General features: G+C 68.4%; 15 protein-coding genes and 6 pseudogenes. 11 read left to right on the top strand and 10 right to left on the bottom strand.

The genetic code is table 11. The annotated features are described in order from the left end of the window. Positions 1 to 4 precede the first annotated feature (4 nt). A pseudogene (locus BN4348_RS54470) lies at positions 5 to 757 on the bottom strand (DUF2470 domain-containing protein); the annotation flags it as partial. Positions 758 to 850: 93 nt separating this feature from the next. On the opposite strand from BN4348_RS54470, the gene pheA reads away from it, so the two are divergent. Both pheA and BN4348_RS54460 read left to right on the top strand, forming a co-directional pair. Next, the gene (pheA, locus tag BN4348_RS54465; RefSeq protein WP_066917006.1) at positions 851 to 1786 is read left to right on the top strand and encodes a prephenate dehydratase; all 936 of its coding nucleotides are present in this window, start codon (positions 851 to 853) and stop codon (positions 1784 to 1786) included. Continuing rightward, the gene (locus BN4348_RS54460) at positions 1786 to 2472 is read left to right on the top strand and encodes a histidine phosphatase family protein (RefSeq protein WP_066917005.1); all 687 of its coding nucleotides are present in this window, start codon (positions 1786 to 1788) and stop codon (positions 2470 to 2472) included. Before pheA ends, BN4348_RS54460 begins: the two co-directional genes overlap by 1 nt. On the opposite strand, the gene BN4348_RS61895 is transcribed toward BN4348_RS54460, so the two are convergent. From BN4348_RS61895 to BN4348_RS54445, 3 genes and pseudogenes are all read right to left on the bottom strand, one after another. Then, positions 2449 to 2649: a hypothetical protein gene (locus BN4348_RS61895; protein WP_066917004.1), complete on the bottom strand. Its 201-nt coding sequence runs from the start codon at positions 2647 to 2649 to the stop codon at positions 2449 to 2451. The genes BN4348_RS54460 and BN4348_RS61895 overlap by 24 nt on opposite strands. Next, positions 2646 to 3048 (bottom strand): annotated as a pseudogene (locus BN4348_RS54450) (metallopeptidase family protein). Before BN4348_RS54450 ends, BN4348_RS61895 begins: the two are co-directional and overlap by 4 nt. 13 nt (positions 3049 to 3061) lie before the next feature. Next, a pseudogene (locus tag BN4348_RS54445) lies at positions 3062 to 4208 on the bottom strand (septum formation family protein); the annotation flags it as partial. Between the two features lie 122 nt (positions 4209 to 4330). Between BN4348_RS54445 and serS the strand changes: the two are divergent. Continuing rightward, positions 4331 to 5590, top strand: coding sequence for a serine--tRNA ligase (gene serS, locus BN4348_RS54440; RefSeq protein WP_066917002.1), 1260 nt, complete (start codon positions 4331 to 4333; stop codon positions 5588 to 5590). On the opposite strand, the gene BN4348_RS54435 is transcribed toward serS, so the two are convergent. Further along, positions 5587 to 6327: an AraC family transcriptional regulator gene (locus BN4348_RS54435; RefSeq protein WP_066917001.1), complete on the bottom strand. Its 741-nt coding sequence runs from the start codon at positions 6325 to 6327 to the stop codon at positions 5587 to 5589. The genes serS and BN4348_RS54435 overlap by 4 nt on opposite strands. A 53-nt stretch (positions 6328 to 6380) precedes the next feature. Between BN4348_RS54435 and BN4348_RS54430 the strand changes: the two genes are divergently transcribed. Continuing rightward, entirely contained in the window at positions 6381 to 6953 is a 573-nt protein-coding gene (locus tag BN4348_RS54430) for a class I SAM-dependent methyltransferase (protein WP_066917000.1), read from the top strand. Here the strand turns inward: BN4348_RS54430 and BN4348_RS54425 are convergent. Next, positions 6950 to 7432, bottom strand: coding sequence for a DUF2834 domain-containing protein (locus BN4348_RS54425; protein ID WP_066916999.1), 483 nt, complete (start codon positions 7430 to 7432; stop codon positions 6950 to 6952). The two genes, BN4348_RS54430 and BN4348_RS54425, sit on opposite strands and share 4 nt — an antisense overlap. Positions 7433 to 7503: 71 nt before the next feature. Between BN4348_RS54425 and BN4348_RS54420 the strand changes: the two are divergent. The 3 genes and pseudogenes from BN4348_RS54420 to BN4348_RS54410 all read left to right on the top strand — a co-directional run. Then, a pseudogene (locus BN4348_RS54420) lies at positions 7504 to 7980 on the top strand (TetR/AcrR family transcriptional regulator); the annotation flags it as partial. A gap of 162 nt (positions 7981 to 8142) precedes the next feature. Then, a pseudogene (locus BN4348_RS54415) lies at positions 8143 to 8538 on the top strand (serine--tRNA ligase); the annotation flags it as partial. Between the two features lie 90 nt (positions 8539 to 8628). Next, complete coding sequence (locus tag BN4348_RS54410; RefSeq protein ID WP_066917136.1) at positions 8629 to 10191, top strand: phytoene desaturase family protein; 1563 nt, start codon at positions 8629 to 8631, stop codon at positions 10189 to 10191. Here the strand turns inward: BN4348_RS54410 and BN4348_RS54405 are convergent. Then, positions 10188 to 10520 carry a hypothetical protein gene (locus BN4348_RS54405; protein ID WP_066916998.1) on the bottom strand — a complete coding sequence of 111 codons (333 nt, stop codon included), beginning with the start codon at positions 10518 to 10520 and terminating at the stop codon, positions 10188 to 10190. The two genes, BN4348_RS54410 and BN4348_RS54405, sit on opposite strands and share 4 nt — an antisense overlap. Beyond that, complete coding sequence (locus tag BN4348_RS54400; protein ID WP_066916997.1) at positions 10517 to 12091, bottom strand: MBL fold metallo-hydrolase; 1575 nt, start codon at positions 12089 to 12091, stop codon at positions 10517 to 10519. Before BN4348_RS54400 ends, BN4348_RS54405 begins: the two co-directional genes overlap by 4 nt. 133 nt (positions 12092 to 12224) lie before the next feature. On the opposite strand from BN4348_RS54400, the gene BN4348_RS54395 reads away from it, so the two are divergent. Genes BN4348_RS54395 through BN4348_RS54380 form a run of 4 tightly spaced genes read left to right on the top strand, consistent with a single transcriptional unit; the run spans position 12225 to position 15406 of the window. Further along, positions 12225 to 12995, top strand: coding sequence for a lysophospholipid acyltransferase family protein (locus tag BN4348_RS54395; RefSeq protein ID WP_066916996.1), 771 nt, complete (start codon positions 12225 to 12227; stop codon positions 12993 to 12995). Positions 12996 to 12998: 3 nt separating this feature from the next. Beyond that, positions 12999 to 13766, top strand: a complete 768-nt coding sequence (locus BN4348_RS54390) for a lysophospholipid acyltransferase family protein (RefSeq protein WP_066916995.1) — start codon at positions 12999 to 13001, stop codon at positions 13764 to 13766. Between the two features lie 16 nt (positions 13767 to 13782). Then, positions 13783 to 14568: a lysophospholipid acyltransferase family protein gene (locus BN4348_RS54385; protein ID WP_066916994.1), complete on the top strand. Its 786-nt coding sequence runs from the start codon at positions 13783 to 13785 to the stop codon at positions 14566 to 14568. 22 nt (positions 14569 to 14590) lie between these two features. Further along, a complete protein-coding gene (locus tag BN4348_RS54380) occupies positions 14591 to 15406 on the top strand; it encodes a Cof-type HAD-IIB family hydrolase (RefSeq protein ID WP_066916993.1) in 816 nt (271 codons plus the stop codon). A 22-nt stretch (positions 15407 to 15428) separates the two neighbouring features. On the opposite strand, the gene BN4348_RS54375 is transcribed toward BN4348_RS54380, so the two are convergent. Then, the gene (locus BN4348_RS54375) at positions 15429 to 16976 is read right to left on the bottom strand and encodes a PE family protein (RefSeq protein WP_066916992.1); all 1548 of its coding nucleotides are present in this window, start codon (positions 16974 to 16976) and stop codon (positions 15429 to 15431) included. 98 nt (positions 16977 to 17074) lie between these two features. Then, a pseudogene (locus BN4348_RS54370) lies at positions 17075 to 18378 on the bottom strand (N-acetylmuramoyl-L-alanine amidase). Between the last annotated feature and the right edge of the window lie 259 nt (positions 18379 to 18637).

The raw sequence follows: 18637 nt of genomic DNA, 5'->3' as shown, positions 1-18637 counted from the left end.
CNCAGCCCATCAGCAGCCGGATGGCCTGGCTCAGCCCGGTCATGTCGTCCACCGGTTTGTGAAACGGCAGCCGGACGTCGTGGTCGCCGTGCTTGCCCTCGACGCGGAACCGCATGCCGTATCGGTCGAGCCCGAGCGGCCGAACCTGCCCCCGCCGCAGTGGCGGCGGCAGCTTCGACACCAGACGCGCGACCACGTCGTTGTGGACGGTGTCCAGGTGCCACAGCAGGCCGGCCTCGACTTCGCAGAAGGGATCGGGCCGGGCGGCGAGCAGGTCCGCGACGCCGACGGGCTCGGCGCCGGTGGCATCGGTGACGACCACGGACGCGATCTCCAGCCGGAACAGCGTGTACCGCGGGTCCCCGTGCGACGGCGCCGATCGCGGCGTCTCGACCTGCAGCAATGTCGGGTTCGGGTACTCGGCGGCGATCAGGTCGAGCATGTCGGTCACGTCCTCGGGTGGGACCCGATGCAGGCGCCCGCGCACCCACACCAGCGAACGAACCGGTTCCCGCAGGGGCAGCGGGGCGTAGTCCGTCAACTCCAGCAGCGCCTGCGATCCGGACTCCCGGCCATCCGCCTGGCCGGCGCAGTCGACCGGCAGCGCGATGGCGAAGGACCCGTCGGGCAGCAGGTGATGCACCGGTGTGGCGACCGGATCGCCACCCTGGATCGCCAGCAGCGCGGCACCGGCCCGCGCGCAGGCGCTGCGAATACGTTCCGGAGTCGTCGGTGCGTGGCCGATCGTCGATGCCATCGTGCTCCTTAGTCTCTTAGGTAAGGCTAAGTTAACTTACGACCCATCGCGCCGCAAGGACTGTTTGACGTGGACCGCCGTTAGGGTTGGGGCGTGGTCCGCATCGCTTACCTCGGTCCCGAAGGGACGTTCACCGAGGCGGCGCTGCGGCAGATCACCGCCGCCGGCCTGGTTCCGCAGGAGGAGCCGGGCCCGATCAGGCAAATTCCGCTGGAAAGCACGCCCTCGGCGCTCAACGCGGTGCGCGACGGCGACGCCGATTACGCGTGTGTGCCGATCGAGAACTCGATCGACGGCTCGGTGGTACCCACCCTGGACAGCCTGGCCATCGGTTCGCCCCTGCAGGTGTTCGCCGAGACCACGCTGGACGTGGCGTTCAGCATCGTCGCCAAACAGGGCCTGCGCCCCGGCGACGTGCGCACCTTGGCCGCCTTCCCGGTGGCGGTGGCGCAGGTGCGTCAGTGGCTGGCCGCCCAGCTGCCGGGCGTCGAGCTGCGGCCGGCGTACTCCAACGCCGACGCGGCGCGGCAGGTGGCCGAGGGCCAGGCCGACGCGGCGGTGACCTCGCCGCTGGCCGCCGCACATTGGGGACTGGGCGTCATCGCCGACGGCGTCGTCGACGAACCCAACGCCCGCACCCGCTTCGTCCTGATCGGCCTGCCCGGCCCGCCGCCGGCCCGCACTGGAGCCGATCGGACGTCGGTGGTGTTGCGCATCGACAACGTGCCGGGCGCGCTGTTGTCCGCCCTGGCCGAATTCGGCATCCGCGGCATCGACCTCACCCGGATCGAATCCCGGCCGACCCGAACCGAACTCGGCACCTACCTGTTCTTCGCCGACTGTGTCGGCCACATCGACGACGGCGCCGTCGCCGAGGCACTCAAGGCGTTGCACCGTCGTTGTGCCGATGTGAGGTATCTGGGTTCTTGGCCGACCGGGTCGGCCGTCGGAGTGCCGCCACCGCCGGCGGACGAGGCCGCGCGCTGGCTCGAGCGGTTGCAGGAAGGCAAGCCCGGGGGGTTGGAGTGATGGGCGGTCGTTTGGTGCTTCTGCGGCACGGACAGTCCTACGGCAACGTCGAGCGCCGGTTGGACACCAGGCCGCCCGGAGCGGAGCTGACGCCGTTGGGCCGTGACCAGGCCCGGGCGTTTGCCCGCGGTTCGGGACGGCCGGCGCTGCTGGCGCACTCGGTGGCGACGCGTGCGTCGCAGACGGCCGAGGTGATCGGCGCGGAAGTCGAACTGGGGGCCCTGGAAGTTGCGGACATCCACGAGGTGCAGGTCGGGCGCTTGGAGGACCGCAGTGACGACGACGCGGTCGCCGAATTCAACGCGATCTACGAGCGCTGGCACCGCGGTGAGCTCGACCTGCCGCTGCCCGGCGGGGAGACCGGCAACGACGTCTTGGACCGCTACGTGCCGGTGCTGACCGAGCTACGAATGCGCTACCTGGACGACGACGAGTTCAACGGCGACATCGTCGTCGTCAGCCACGGCGCGGCGATCCGGCTGGCCTCGGCGGTGCTGGCCGGGGTGGACGGCAACTTCGCGCTCGACAACCACCTCGACAACGCCGAATCGGTGGTGCTGGCCCCGATCACCGACGGGAGGTGGAGCTGCGTGCGGTGGGGACAGCTGACGCCGCCGTTCTATCCCCAGGCCGGGGCGACCCCGGTCGCGGACGCGGTGCGCTCAGGCACCGATCCGATGGGCTGACGACTCGTCCGCGCATGCGCAGCCGACGGCGTCGCAGTCGATGACGAACGTGTGTACTACCAGCTCGGGGCTGTCGCAGTCCGGCTCGGTGCATTCCCACCGGCGCAAGGAATGGCGAACGATGGTGCCGTGGCAGTGATCTAAGCCCGCCCGGCACTCGCGGCACTCAGCGCTCATAAGCCGTTCATAGCACCCGGCCCGGACAATGTCGGGATGCCGCGCCCGTCAGGCCCAACCGAGTTGTTCGAGCCGTGCGTCGTCGATGCCGAAGTGATGGGCGATTTCGTGGATGACGGTGATCGCCACCTCCTCGAGGACATCGTCTTCGGAGTCGCAGGCGTCGAGCAGCGCCTCGCGGTAGATGGTGATGGCGTCCGGCAGCGCCCCGGCGTAGTCGGAGTCGCGTTCGGTGAGGGCCACCCCTTCGTAGAGCCCGAGCAGCTCGGCGTCCTCCGGATGGCGGTCCTCGACGAGGACGACGACGTTGTCCATCGCGGCCGCCAGCGCGGGCGGGATCAGGTCGAGCGCATCGGAGACCAGCTCGTCGAACCGCCGCGGATCCATCCGCACGGGCACCCGGCTAGCCTCCCGGGGCCGGTTCGGCCGGCGGGGGCGGGGGCGGCGGCGCCGGGGGCNGGTATCGGAGGCATCGTCAGCCGCTCCTCGGGGATGTCCGGCGGCGGGACCGGCGCCTGGCCGTTGATGAGCAGTTGGCCCTTGGCGCTGTTGACCAGCGTGGCCCAACCCCCGTTGCCCAGCGTCGCGCCGATGCTGCACGCGACCTGGCGGCTGCCCGCCGACCAACTGGGCAGCGACACGGTCGGGTAGATCAGCGTCAGGGTGGTGGTCCGCAGCTTGGTCGGCGCGAGATAGGCGTCGGTCATCTTGGTGCAGGAATCCTTGATGAACCCGTCCTGGTCGGGCTCCGCGGGCATGGCACCCGGAAACTTCTCGGCCAGGTTTACCGTGCCGGTGACCTCCATCGCGTGCGGCGCCGCGCAGTCGACCGGAACGTCGGTCGGCTGGTTGGTCGCCGAGTCGATGCCCAGGCAGGTGCCGGCCGGCCACACCTTGGACTGGTCGACGTCGGCGACCTTGCCCTTGAAGACCTCCTGCTGGTTGTTGGCCCCCGGGAGCTGCAGGCCGCACAGCATCCGGCGGTCGCCGGACTGGCGCCAGGCCCGGTCACCGGCCCACAACAGGCTGACCATGAACTTGCTGGCCGGGTCGAATTTGGGGCCCAGGTAGTTCTGCACGGCGGGCTCGCACTGCTCCTGCGTCATCTGCTGGATCCGGGCCGGAGACGGGGGAGACGCGCCCGGCCCGTACTCGGCGCCCGGAAAGGTTCGCATGTCGACGGACTCGGCGACCTCGAACTTGTGATCGTCGGCGCAGCTGACGATGCTGGCCGACTCCGGCGTCGCATCCGGCCACGTCAGGCAATCGCCGCCCTTGGCCCGGTTGAAGGCCGCGTCACTCTTGGTTCCGGTGCTGGGCACCGGCTCGCTGTTCATGTAGCCGGCCAGCCGCCCCGGCCCGGTGCCGACCGGGATCGCGGTGACCACTCCCGCGATCAACAGCCCGCCCAACGCGGTGAGCAACAGGGCTCGCCGGGTCGCCGTCGCCTGCAACCCGCGCGGCCAGACGAAGCCGGCCTGCGGCCGTTCCGCGGGATCGCCGGGGGAGCCGGCGGGGGTCCCGGCTTCCGAAGCTTCCTTCTCGGGCGCTTGCGACATCGGCTCCATTCTGACAGGGCCCGCTAAGTGGGGTGACAAAAGTTGCGGATGTGCAACGTGTGGGATGGGCCTGCGGGGGTGCTCCGCCGCCGCGGCGGCGCGGCAAAAGTAGTCTCAGGCGCGTGATCGACCTGAAACTGCTCCGGGAAGACCCCGATGCCGTGCGCCGCTCGCAAGTCAGCCGCGGCGAGGACCCGGGGCTGGTGGATACCTTGTTGACCGCCGACGCCAACCGCCGCTCGGCGATTTCGGCCGCCGACGACCTGCGCGCGGAACAGAAGGCCGCCAGCAAGAGCGTCGGGGCGGCGTCGCCCGACGAACGCCCGGCCAGGCTGGCGCGCGCCAAGCAGCTCGCCGAGCAGGTGAAGGCGGCCGAAGCCGCCCAGGCCGAGGCCGAGGCGGCGTTCACCGCGGCGCACATGGCGATCTCGAACGTCATCATCGACGGGGTGCCCGCCGGCGGGGAGGACGACTACCGGGTCCTCGACATGGTCGGCGAGCCCGCGGCGATCGAAAACCCCAGGGATCACCTGGAACTGGGCGAGTCGTTGGGGCTCATCGACATGCAGCGCGGTGCCAAAGTATCCGGATCGCGGTTCTACTTTTTGACCGGCCGGGGCGCGTTGTTGCAGCTGGGCCTGCTGCAGCTGGCCCTGCGGTTGGCCGTCGACAACGGCTTCACCCCGATGATTCCGCCCGTGCTGGTGCGCCCGGAGGTGATGGCCGGCACGGGGTTTCTGGGTGCGCACGCCGACGAGGTGTACCGGGTGGAGGCCGACGACCTGTACCTGGTGGGCACGTCCGAGGTGCCGCTGGCCGGCTACCACGCCGACGAGATCATCGACCTGTCCGGCGGCCCGCTGCGCTACGCGGGCTGGTCGTCGTGCTTCCGGCGGGAGGCCGGCAGCTACGGCAAGGACACGCGCGGCATCATCCGGGTGCACCAGTTCGACAAGGTGGAAGGGTTCGTCTACTGCGCGCCCGCCGACGCCGAGGCCGAACACCAACGGCTGCTGGGTTGGCAGCGCGAGATGCTGGCCCGCATCGAGGTGCCGTATCGGGTGATCGATGTCGCCGCGGGCGATCTCGGCTCGTCGGCCGCGCGCAAATTCGACTGCGAGGCATGGGTTCCCACGCAGGGCGCCTACCGCGAACTGACGTCGACGTCGAACTGCACCACCTTTCAGGCGCGCCGGCTGGCCACGCGCTACCGGGATGCGAATGGCAAGCCGCAGGTGGCCGCCACGCTCAACGGCACGCTGGGCACCACCCGGTGGCTGGTGGCGATCCTGGAGAACCACCAGCAGCCCGACGGCAGCGTGCGGGTGCCCGCCGCGCTGGTGCCGTTCGTGGGTACCGAGCTGCTGGAGCCGGCCGGCTAACGGCGCCGTGCGCCCGGCGTGTGGCCGAAGGCGCGCCGGTAGGTGTCGATGAAGGCGCTGGGCGTGGCCCAGCCACACGCCAGCGCCACCGCGGTGACGCCGTGGTTCTCGGCAAGCAGCGCCAGCGCATGCTGCAGGCGGACCTGGGTACGCCACTGCGGGTAGGTCATGCCCAGCTCGTCGGCGAACAGGCGGCTCAGGGTGCGCTGGCTGACACCGACCCGGCTGCCGAGTTGCCGCAACGTCAACGGGTCCGTCAGGTCGTCGGTGATCAGAGCGCACGCCTGCCGCAGCCGGCTGTCGGTGGGCGTCGGAATCCAAAGCGGCTCAACAATACTCGCCGCCTGCAACTGGTCGTGAAGCACCGCCAGCATGCGGTGGTGTCGATCGGTGTCGACCGCATCGGATCGCGAGCAAGCGATGATCAGTTCTCGCATCAAGGGATTGACGGCGAGCACGGCCGGTGTCGCGGGACCCCGACGGTAGCGCTGGGGGTCGAGTGCGACGCCGTGAAATTGGGTGTGGCCGTGGAACCGGTGTTCGTGCCACACGCCCGCCGGTATCCAGATGGCGCGGTTCGCCGGGGTGATCCAGGTGCCCGCGGGGGTGGTCACCGAGACCGCACCGGAGGACGGGTAGACGATCTGGTGCAGGTGATGCCGGTGCCGCTGGATCCGCGCGCCCGGCGGCAGCGACTGGGATGAAGTCACCAGCCCGTGCTGACCGATTCCCGACATATCACGGCAGAATATCGGAAGCCTGCAATCAGGGGAGCGCTTAGCGTTGCGATATGGCGATGAACCTTCTGCACCGGTGGCGCTGCAGCTCGACGGGCTGGCAAGAGACGGTCACAGACCGGCTGCTGCCCTGGGTGCTCGGCGAGGTCGAATTAGGCTCTCGGACACTGGAAATCGGCCCGGGGTACGGTGCGACGACGGGCGCTCTGCTGGACCGGGCCGAATCGCTCACCGCCGTTGAGGTCGATGCCGCGATGGCCGAACGGCTGAACCGTCGCTACGGCGAGGCGGCCCGCATCATGCACGGCGACGGCACCGACACCGGGCTGCCCGATGATCACTTCAGCTCGGTGGTGTGCTTCACGATGCTGCATCACGTCCCCAGCGCGCAGCTGCAGGATCGGCTGTTCGCCGAGGCCTTCCGGGTGCTGCGGCCCGGGGGCGCCTTCGCCGGCAGCGACGGGGTGCCGTCACTGACCTTCCGGCTGCTGCACATCGCCGACACCTACAACCCGGTGCCGCCGGAGGACCTGGGCAGGCGACTGGGCAGCGCCGGATTCGCCGACGTCCGGATCGACGTGTCGGGTGGGCGCCAGAGGTGGCGCGCCACCAAACCGATTGGTTAGGCGTGCACCGTCTCGCGGGCCTTTTCGTGCCGGCGCTGCCGCTCCATGGTGGCGAAGTAGAAGGCGAAGGCGAACGCGAAGCTGGTGAACAGGCTGGACACGAAGTACAGCCACGGGTGGCGCAGCCCGCGACGGTAGCCATCGACAATCGTGAACAGCGGCAGCAGGATCACGTTCGCGATCGTGTAGTCCTGACTGGCCGAGCTTGCCGCCGGGTTGGTGAACATCAGCTGGATGTATTCGGCCCAACTGCCGTGGCCCCAGATCGGGTTGGTGGACCCCTTCGCGTACTCCTGTACGAAGTGGATGTTGAACCACCAGCCCAGCGCGACCGACGCGATGCCTACGACGTAATACACGACTTCCAACGGTGAGAACAACGGGCCGTCGGCCGGGCGGGCGAAGACCTTGGAATTGGACGCGACGATCCAGCCGATGACGGTGAGGCCGAGAACCGCGTGCACGAGGAGCGAGACCATGGGCGCAGTCTCACCCTTGGTCCAAAGTTTTGTCAAGATTGACATAACGATTCCTGAGGTACCTTACTCCCATGGTCCGACCCGCGCAGACCGCGCGCAGCGAGCGCACCCGGGAGGCGCTGATCCAGGCCGCGCTGGTGCGTTTCTTGGCCCAGGGCGTCGAGGAAACGTCGGCCGAGCAGATCGCCACGGACGCCGGGGTGTCGCTGCGGACCTTCTATCGACACTTCCGGTCCAAGCACGACTTGTTGTTTGCCGACTACACCGGGCTGAACTGGTTTCGCGCCGCGCTCGACGCCCGGCCCGCCGACGAGCCGATCATCGACTCGGTGCAGTCGGCCGTCTTCTCGTTTCCCTATGACGTTGAGGCCGTGACGAAAATCGCGGCGTTGCGGGGCGGCGAGCTCGACCCCGGCCGCATCGTGCGCCATATCCAGGAAGTCCAAGCCGACTTCGCCGACGCCATCCAGGAGCAACTGCAACGGCGTAGCTGTGCGGCGGTGCCGGCGCCCGACGCCCGGCTGCGCGCCGCGGTGACCGCGCGCTGCANCCGGCTTCCGAAGCTTCCTTCTCGGGCGCTTGCGACATCGGCTCCATTCTGACAGGGCCCGCTAAGTGGGGTGACAAAAGTTGCGGATGTGCAACGTGTGGGATGGGCCTGCGGGGGTGCTCCGCCGCCGCGGCGGCGCGGCAAAAGTAGTCTCAGGCGCGTGATCGACCTGAAACTGCTCCGGGAAGACCCCGATGCCGTGCGCCGCTCGCAAGTCAGCCGCGGCGAGGACCCGGGGCTGGTGGATACCTTGTTGACCGCCGACGCCAACCGCCGCTCGGCGATTTCGGCCGCCGACGACCTGCGCGCGGAACAGAAGGCCGCCAGCAAGAGCGTCGGGGCGGCGTCGCCCGACGAACGCCCGGCCAGGCTGGCGCGCGCCAAGCAGCTCGCCGAGCAGGTGAAGGCGGCCGAAGCCGCCCAGGCCGAGGCCGAGGCGGCGTTCACCGCGGCGCACATGGCGATCTCGAACGTCATCATCGACGGGGTGCCCGCCGGCGGGGAGGACGACTACCGGGTCCTCGACATGGTCGGCGAGCCCGCGGCGATCGAAAACNCGCCTGGGCGGCGGGCGCCTGAAAACGGTTTCGTCATAATTGACAAAACTTGGCGGTCGTGCCAGCCTCCATTCCTGGAGGGCAGGGACATGACTGAATACGACGCGATCGTCATCGGCGCGGGCCACAACGGGTTGGCCGCGGCGGTGCTGCTGCAAAAGGCCGGGCTGCGGACGTTGTGCCTGGACGCCAAGCTCTATGCCGGCGGGATGGCTTCCACGGTCGAGCTTTTCGACGGGTATCACTTCGAGATCGCCGGCTCGGTGCAGTTCCCGACCTCGGCGGTGGTGGTCGAGGAATTGGGCCTGGACACCCTCGAGACCCTCGACCTGGAGGTGATGTCGGTCGCGGTGCGCGGCGTCGGCGACAATCCGCTGATCCAGTACAGCGACCCGATCAAGCTGTTCACCCACCTCAACGAGGTGCACGGAGCGGATGCCGTCAACGGGATGGCGGGGCTGATGGCCTGGAGCCAGGCGCCGACACGGGCGCTGGGCCGGTTCGAGGCTGGGACCCCACCCAAAACCTTCGACGAGATGTACGCCTGCGCCACCAACGAATTCGAACGCTCGGCCATCGACGACATGCTGTTCGGTTCGGTCACCGACGTGCTGGACCGCTATCTGCCGGACCGCGAGAAACACGGGGCGCTACGCGGCTCGATGACCGTGCTGGCCGTCAACACCCTCTACCGCGGGCCGGCCACGCCGGGCAGTGCCGCGGCGCTCGCCTTCGGGCTGGGCGTGCCCGACGGCGACACCATGCAGATGAAGAAGCTGCGCGGCGGCATCGGCGCTTTGACCGCCCACCTGGCCCGGCTGTTGGAAACCCTGGGCGGGGAGGTGCGACTGCGCACCAAGGTCACCGACATCCTGGTCGCCGAGGGCAAGGTCACCGGGGTGCGCACGGAGGCGGGCGAAGAGCTGTCCGCGCCGATCGTCGTCTCCAACCTGGCGCCCGACGTCACGCTCAACGAGATGATCGATCCCGCCGCGCTGCCGGCCGACATCCGCGAGCGCTACGCGGGGATCGACCACCGCGGCAGCTACCTGCAGATGCACTTCGCGCTGGAAGAGGCCCCGAAATTCGCCGCGCCCTACGAGGTGCTCAACGAGCCGGCCATGCAGGCCTCCATCGGCCTGTTCTGCACGCCGGAGGAAGTCCAGCAACAGTGGGAGGAGGCCCGGCGCGGGATCGTGCCGGCCGACCCGACGCTGGTCCTGCAGATCCCGTCGCAGAACGACCCCGACCTGGCGCCCGAGGGCAAGCACGCCGCGTCGGCGTTCGCGCTGTGGTTCCCGATCGAGGGCGGCGCGGACTATGGCCAAGCGAAGGTCGAGATGGGCCAGCAGGTGATCGACAAGATCACCCGGCTGGCGCCGAACTTCGAGGGCAGCATCATCCGGCACACGACCTTCACGCCCAGGCACATGGGGGTGATGTTCGGCGCCCCCGGGGGCGACTACTGCCACGGTCTGTTGAGCTCGGACCAGATCGGTCCGAATCGGCCCGGCCCGAAAGGCTTTCTGGGCCAGCCGATCCCGATCAAAGGGCTGTACCTGGGCGGCGCCGGGTGCCACGGCGGGCCGGGTATCACCTTCATTCCCGGCTACAACGCGGCCCGCGCGGCGCTAGAGGAGTTGGGGCGCTAGCCGCGCTCGCTCAGCAGTTCGTCCAGCAATGCGGTGAACTCGTCCGGACGTTCCGGCGTCAACGCGGGGCTGGGCCAGGTCCCCGGTACGTCGAGGGTGATCAGCGTCGACTTGAACGGCCGTTGTATGTCCAGGGGCAGCCAGCGACGGAAGTCGGAGCTGCCCCAGATGCGGAACCGCTGCATGAACATGCCCAACGACTCGGTCTTGTATCCGCGGACGCTGTCCAGCGCGATGACCTTGGACGTGCCGGACGGAAAGTGGTAGCGGCGCAACGTGATCGCGGTTCGATCCAGCTGGACCAGCCCGTCGTCGTAATTGGCGTTCATTTCTTGGCGCTCCGCAGTTGGTGGCCCCGGGCGGTCACGCAGTGGCCGTCGTCCAACCGCCACTGCCAGCCGTGCAGGTTACAGGTCAAGGTGTTGCCCTCTACCACACCGAATCTCGACAGGTCGGCCTTGAGGTGGGGGCAGCGACGCTGAATCTCCCAGCCGTCCAGGGTAATCGATGCGGAGTCGTCGTGGGTCTCGGCGAACCATCCGTCGGCGTAGGCGATGCGCTCGTCGGTCAGGCACTTGAAGAACGTGTACAGGTATTCGTTGTAGCCGCCCACGCGCCATGCCGTGAACCGGGTGGACAGGAAGATGGTGTTGACCCAGTCCGGTTCGCGGTCGCGCAGCACGGTGCGCACCAGCTCCGGCGCTATGCTGAATCCGTAACGGACCTTCTCGTCTGGAATCCGTTCGCGCACGGTTCTTTTCGGGAAGTCGAGAATCACCGTCTCGGGACCGATGACGAGCTCGACCGGATAGCCGATGCCGTCGCAGATCTCGTCGCTCTGCAGCATGATCGGCTCGAACAGCGCGCGCAGCGGGTCCAGCAGTGGCTCGCCGGTGGCGGAGGCCCAGCCGGCGCGCTCCGCGGCCAGCACGGGCGCCATCCGGTCGGCGTAGTCGGCGATGTAGGCCGATTTGCCGGTGGTGAAGATGGCCTCGACTCCCCCGCAAGCGGGAGGTGCCCCCACATCGCTCGGCAGCGGATGGCGCAGCGAGTTCAGCGTCGCGCCGGTGAAGTCCGCGGTCGACCCGGGAATCATCAGCAGGCCGCCGTCGTGGCCGTGCGTGCGCATCTGCTCCAGGAAGACGACTTGGTCGGGGAAGATGTTGGCCGGGTCGCCGTGGTCGTCGTTGAGGTGGCGCAACTCGGGGTCAAGAAAGCACGGTGGCCCCGCCGACGGCACCACCCACCTCGCCCCCACCTGGGCGATGTACTGGCGGGCGCGGTCCATTCCGCGCTGCCTCTTCTGGGTGCCGAACGACTCCTTGGCGCGGGCCGGCATGTCGTAGACCATCGGGTACCAGATCGCCCCCGAGTACTGCAGCAGGTGCACGTCCACGCGGCCGAACTCGGTTTCCAGCACGTCCAGGTCCAGCGGCCGGGCATCGTTCATGTTGAAAACCGTTGTGGCGCCGTCGGAAACCACCAGCGCCGAGTCGCCGATCGGACCGTCGGCCGGCGCGCGCAGGGCGACGATCATGATGTCGAGGTCGCCCTTGGGGCCGCCGATCCGGTGCTTGGTCGAGTCGGTGGTCTCGTAGAAGCGATGAAACCCTAGTTTTTGCAACTCGTTTCGCAGGTCGGGCACCGGGAAGTCGGGCAGCAGCACCACGGCGTCCTTGTTGACGTGGTCGCTCAGATTTTTCGCGTCGAAATGGTCCTTGTGCAGGTGGGACACGTACAAGTAGTCGCAGTCGCCCAGCCGGTCCCAGTCCAGCGCGCTGTTGTCCGGGAACGGAAACCAGGACGCGAAGTAGGCGGGATTGACCCAGGGGTCACAAAGGATGTTGCCCGCGTGGGTCTCGATCAGGAATCCGGCGTGGCCGACGCTGGTGACCTGCACTGATACCTTTCGGGGGACAGGGGGGCGTGCCGACGGTTGACGGCTTTGTCAGCCCCCGAGCTTAGCGCGGTCCCGCATCCACGGTTCAGGCACTTCGGGCGGCTCACAGTCGGGAGCACTAGGCTGAAGTGCTGTGGAACCGGTATACGGGACGATCATTCAGCTGGCCCGCTTGATCTGGCGCATTCAGGGCCTGAAGATCACTGTCTCGGGCGTCGAGAACTTGCCCAAGAGCGGTGGCGCGGTCATCGCGATCAATCACACCGGCTACCTGGACTTCACTTTCGCGGGTTTGCCCGCGTACAAGCAGGGCCTTGGACGCAAGGTTCGGTTCATGGCCAAACAAGAGGTGTTCGACGACAAGATCACCGGGCCGATCATGCGCAGCCTGCGGCACATCTCCGTGGACCGGCAGGACGGGGCGGCGTCCTACGAGGCCGCCGTCCGCAACCTCAAGGACGGCGAGCTGGTCGGTGTCTACCCCGAAGCCACCATCAGCCGCAGCTTCGAAATCAAGGAGTTCAAGTCCGGGGCCGCCCGGATGGCCGTCGATGCCGGGGTGCCCATCGTGCCGCATATCGTCTGGGGCGCGCAGCGGATCTGGACCAAGGGCCACCCCAAGAAGCTGCTGCGTCCCAAGGTGCCGATCGTCGTCCTGGTGGGCGAGCCGATCGAGCCGACGCTGGGGATCGAGGAGTTGAAGGGCCTGCTGCATTCGCGAATGCAGCATTTGCTGGAACGGGCGCAAGAACTGTATGGGCCCCATCCGGCCGGTGAGTTCTGGGTGCCGCGCCGGCTCGGCGGCGGCGCTCCGTCGCTCGCCGAGGCGGCCCGCATGGACGCCGAGGATGCCGCCGCGCGAGCGGCGCGCCGGGACCGAGCCGCCGGGCCGCCGGAGCAGTAGCCGATGGCGGAGCCGACCTTTCGCACTCTCGAGATCCTGGCCCGGCTCGTGGTGCTGGCCACCGGCACACCCATCACCTATCGCGGCGAGGAGAACATCCCGGACACCGGCGGCGCGGTGATCGCGATCAACCACACCAGCTACGTCGATTTTCTGCCTGCCGCATTAGCTGTGCACCGGCGGCGCCGTCGGCTTAGATTCATGATCAAAGCGGAGATGCAGCAGGTGAAGGTGGTCAATTTTTTGATCAAGCACACTCGCACCATTCCGGTGGACCGCGGCGCCGGAGCGGACGCCTACGCGGTCGCCGTCCAGCGGCTGCGTGAGGGCGAGCTGGTCGGCGTCTATCCGGAAGCCACGATCAGCCGGAGTTTCGAGCTCAAGGAATTCAAGACCGGCGCGGCCCGGATGGCCATCGAGGCGGACGTGCCGATCGTCCCGGTGATCGTCTGGGGGGCCCACCGCATTTGGACCAAGGACCATCCCCGACAGATCGGCCGCAAGAAGCTGCCGGTCACCGTGCAGGTGGGTGGCCCGGTGCGCGCGGCCGGGGACGTCGCCTCCACCACGGCCGCCCTGCGAGAATCGATGACCGCGCTGTTGCACCGGGCGCAGCAGCGGTACCCGCAACCCGCCGGCGCCTGCTGGGTGCCGCGCCGGCTGGGCGGCGGTGCGCCGACTTTGGCGGAGGCGGCGCAGATAGAGGCCGACGAGGCGGCGGCAAGGTCGGCCAAGCGGGCCGCCCACCGTACCCCGCATCGGTCGCGGTAGGGGGAAGGAGAGGAGCATGGCGGAGCCATTTTTCCGCTTCGCGGAGATGGTTGTCCCGGCGGTCGTCGCGATGAACGGAACGAAGCTCACGTTCGAAGGCCTGGAGAACATTCCCGCGCGGGGCGGCGCCCTGATCGCCCTCAACCACACCAGCTACCTGGACTGGATGCCCGCGTCGATTGCCGCCCACGAGCGCAAGCGACGGCTGCGCTTCATGATCAAAGCCGAGATGGCGGACGTGAAGGCCGTCAACTTCGTGATCAAGCACTGCCAGCTCATTCCGGTGGACCGCCGGATGGGGCAGGACGCCTACGCGGTGGCCGTGCAGAAGCTGCGGGAAGGGGAACTGGTCGGGCTCCATCCCGAGGCGACCATCAGCCGCAGCTTCGAACTTCGGGAGTTCAAGTCGGGTGCGGCTCGCATGGCGCTGGAGGCCCGGGTGCCGATCGTTCCGATGATCGTCTGGGGTGCGCATCGGATTTGGCCCAAGGATCATCCAAAGAAGGTGTTCCGCAACAAGGTTCCGATCACCGTGGCCGCCGGCCGCCCGCTGGCGCCGGAGGGCGACGCCGAGCAGCTCATCGCCGCCGTGCGCCAGGCGATGAATGCGATGCTGTACCGGGTGCAGGAGGAGTATCCCCACCCCGAGGGCGAGTTCTGGGTGCCGCGGCGCCTGGGTGGCGCGGCGCCGAACCAGGACGATTCCCGGGCGATCCGGTTGGCCGAATTGCAGGAGCGGATTCAGCGATCCGGTAGCGACGGTGTGACGCGACCGGGACAGACGCAAAGCGGAATCCACTGAGAGGCAAAGGCGGACCCTCTCAATGACCTTGCCGGCGCTGATCGCCTGCGACGTCGACGGCACGCTGTTCGACGAAAACGAAACCATTACCCCGCGCACCCGCGACGCCGTGCGCGCCGCGGTCGCCGCCGGTGCGCAGTTCGTCGTGGCAACCGGCCGGCCGCCGCGCTGGATACGCCCCGTCGTGGAGGCGCTCGGCTTCGCGCCGATCGCGGTGTGCGCCAACGGGGCCGTCCTCTATGACCCCGCGAACGACCGGGTGCTGTCGTCGCGAACGCTGCCCGTCGACACCCTGGCCGAACTGGCCGAGCTCGCGGCGCGCGTCATCCCCGGCGCGGGGCTGGCCGTCGAGCGGATCGGCGAACGCGCCCACGACACGGCCACCCCGCAATTCATCAGCTCGCCCGGCTACGAGCACGCATGGCTCAATCCGGACAACACCGAGGTGTCGATCGACGACCTGCTGAGCGCCCCGGCGATCAAGCTGCTGATCCGCAAGGCCGGTGCCCGCAGCGCGGACATGGCCGCCGCATTGGCCAAACATGTTGGCATCGAAGGCGATATCACCTATTCGACCAACAACGGGTTGGTGGAGATAGTGCCGATCGGGATAAGCAAGGCCAGCGGCGTCGAGGAGATCGCCAAACCGCAGGGGATCACCAGCGACGAGGTGGTGGCGTTCGGCGACATGCCCAACGACATCCCCATGCTGCTGTGGGCCGGCCACGGAGTGGCCATGGGCAACGCGCATCCCGACGTCGTGGCCGCCGCCGACGAGGTCACCGCCCCCAACACCGATGACGGGGTGGCGCGGGTGCTGGAGCGCTGGTGGTTGTAGCAGGGGGATCGAGCTTGAGGGGCTAACCCGTGGGCGCGATGACCCCGGCGAGCTCCTGGGGCAGGTAGTTGAGCAGCAGGGGCGCCAGTCCCATGAACGGCGTGCCGAAGATGGTCACCGGATAGGGGTCGGTAGAGATGGGGCTGCTCAGGGCGACCGTCCCCGTAAGGGGGTGGGGCGGAACGAGAATGCCGTCAAAGGGCAGGTGCAGAACGATCGTCATGGTGAAGCTGACGGGAGGAAGCAGAGGATTCAGTGAGTAATACACGGGCACCGGGATCGTCATGTCCACGATGGTTTCGCCATTGAGGAAGCCGTTGGCCACGACGGCCGGCGCGGCCACGAGCGCGCCGAAGGCGCCTACCGGGTTGCCGGCCAGCAGGGCCTGCTGGACCGCTGTCGCGCTGGTGGCGAGCCCCTCCAGAGCCGCGAGCGGCGCGCCCGCCGCCGCATAGGTGAGTTGCAGCGGCAACCCGAAGCAGGCGCTGAGCGACCCGGTCGTCGGATTTGACAGCGGCAATATGGTGGTCGCCGAAATGCTGGGGATCGTCAGCACATTGAGCGCGTTGGTGAGATTCTGCGACATCTGTCGAAGGATGGACGGTGGCATCAAGTTGGTGAGGTACTGAGCCTCCTGTCCGGGGATGTTCGCCATGGCGAACAAATCCCCCAGCGGGCCCAGCAGCGTGGGGTTCACCGTCGCGGTCACCGTGGGAAGGACCGGGGGAATGATGCTTCCTCCACTTTGGCTGACTGCCGGGGTGCTGGGATCGACGCCGGTGACCATGAGGTTGGCGAAGGCCTGCGCCACGTCCTGCACCGCGCCGAAGTAATCGCCCGCCCTGACCGCCTGCCAGGCCACCTGAAGCCCGTTCGCGAAGGCGGGCAGGCCGGCCCAGATGCCGGTGGTCGCGGCGTTGAGGTACGTGAAAAACTCTTGGGCGAAGCCGATCTGCGTGGTGATGAACTGCTGCACGTAAGACGCGGCGGGGAAGGTCAGGAGTTGCTGGATGCCGGCCTGGATGGCCGCCGGCAGGCTGGCCAGGAAGGCGGGGAAGTTCTCGATGGTGTTGGTTAGCGCCGTCGCGATCTGCTGCCAATAGCCGATCTGATTGACCAGAACCTGGCGCAGGAACGGGAACGGGTCGGCGGACCAGGTGTTGAAGAGGTTTTGCAGGTTTGCGGACGTGTTCACGATCAGTTGCCCGTACGCGCCGCCCGGGGCGGCGGCCAGGCCGGACGCGGCGGCCCCGGTGGACAGGCCGGTCGACAGCAGGCTGTGCTCGGCGTTGGCGATCTCGGCGCCGAGGTAGGCCGCCGCGCCACCGTTGAGCAGGCTGACGAACTCGTCCTGAAACGCCACTGCCCGGGCGCCGAGGGCTTGGAATTCGCGGCCGAACCTGCCGAACACCTCCGAGACCGCGATCGACACCTCGTCGGAGGCCGCCGCGGCGAACCCCGTCGTGGGGGCCGCGGCGGCGGCGGTGGCCTCACCCAGGTTCGAGCCGATGCCCGAGAGGCGCTCGGCTGCGGCCGTCACCAGCTCCGGTTCTGCGATGACGAACGACACGACCGTCTCCCCTCGCCTCGGTCCAACCCCGTGCCTGCCGGGCTCCCCGAGCGTACTGTGACCAAGCCCACACCGGGTCCGAAACGATCCGATAGGTCCTAGGTGGCGGTGGGGTGGCTCGGCAGCGAGAAGTGTTCGGGCGGCACGTCGGGCCCGCTCGGGGATTGCGTCGACAGCGGCGTCGTGATGCCGTCGACCACCGAGGTGACGTTCCCGGTGAGCCGCTCGTAGTTGAGGGTCCCGTGCTGGAAATTCTGCGTAACCTGCAGGGGCTCTTGTATTTCCGCGCTGGTCGGCAGCCCGAGCGGACCTCGCTCGTAGCTCAGCGAGGCCCACGCGTCGTAGATGGCGCCGGTCACCGGCTGCGGGCCGATCTCGGGTGACCAGTACATCGCGCCCTTGGCGAATTCGGCGAAGCGGGCGTTACCCTCCGCGTTGTCTTCCGGAGAGGTGGGTGCGCCCAGTACGCTGTTCATCCCGCCCATCGCCAGCCAATGGTCGTAGATCGCGCCGCCCTTCAGCGCGTTGATCAGCTCCTCGGGCGGATCGTTGAAATGCGATGCGATGTCGCGGATTTCGTCCATCAGGGCGTAGGCGGCGTTGCCCGGGCAATCGGTATTGCCGACGTCGCGGTGGGTGAAGATGGTGGGCAGGTTGGCGATGGTGCCGGCCGCGAACGTGGTGTAGTGGCTGCCGGCCGACTCCAGCGCCACCGTGCCCTTGGGGTCGACGCCGTCCATGCCCAGCCGCCAGCCGAGCAGCCGGCCCACGGTCCGCAGCTGGATGGGCGTCGGCGGCACGTCGTCGAAGTTCCCGATCATCGCCACACCCCAGGTGTTGCGGTTGAATCCGCCGGTGTGGAAGGCCTCGACGGCCTTGGTGAGCCCGCCGGCGCTGCCCTCGAACACCTGGCCGTACTTGTCGACCAGTGCGTTGTACGCGATGTCGCACCAGCCCAGCGTCTTGCTGTGGTAGGTGTAGATCGCCTTGACGATTCCGGCCGATTCCAGCGGGGAGTAGTCGTTGCTGCCCGCGGTGTGGTGGACGACCGCGGCGCGAATCCCGTTGTCGTATTGGGGACTACCGCATCGCAGCGATTCGTCGGCGCCCCACTCCGCCCGGCTGATGATCGCGGGCGGCTGCCCCGGCATCATGACGCCGGTCGGCGGCGTCCAGTGCGTCCTGGCCGGTGTCTGCGGCGGGGGGATGAGGGGCGCGGGGATGNAAACGGCTTGTCCTGGGTGAGTTCGCGAACCGTGACCCCGGCCCCGAGGCCGGTCAGCGGCTGCTCGGCGAGTTGGGTGTCCTGGGTTCGCGGCGGCTCCGGCGCGCCGCGGTCGTGTGTCGCGTCGCCCACCCACGAGACGATGACGACGGTCGCCGCGATGGCGGTGAGCAACATCGTTGGCGCGCGACTGCGGGACGACACCAGCTGATGTTACGTGTGTTTCTGGTGTTATTTATGAGGCGACACGATGCCGACGCCGAAAAGTCCACGAAAACCTGTTCGACGGCACCGCAGAGGGGCTCTGCGGTGCCGTCGGGGGACAGGTTCCTCCCGGTTCCCGTGGGGCTCTAGTGGGGCAGAACCGGCGCGGCGGCACTGGTCAGGGCGCCGGTAGCGCCCGGCACGGCACCCGCGGCGGCGGGCAGCGCACCCG

The sequence above is a fragment of the Mycobacterium interjectum genome (genome assembly GCF_900078675.2).
Classification (GTDB): Bacteria; Actinomycetota; Actinomycetes; order Mycobacteriales; family Mycobacteriaceae; genus Mycobacterium; species Mycobacterium interjectum.
Note: the sequence above shows the minus strand (reverse complement) of the source record. Positions and strands in the feature narration are given on the sequence as shown.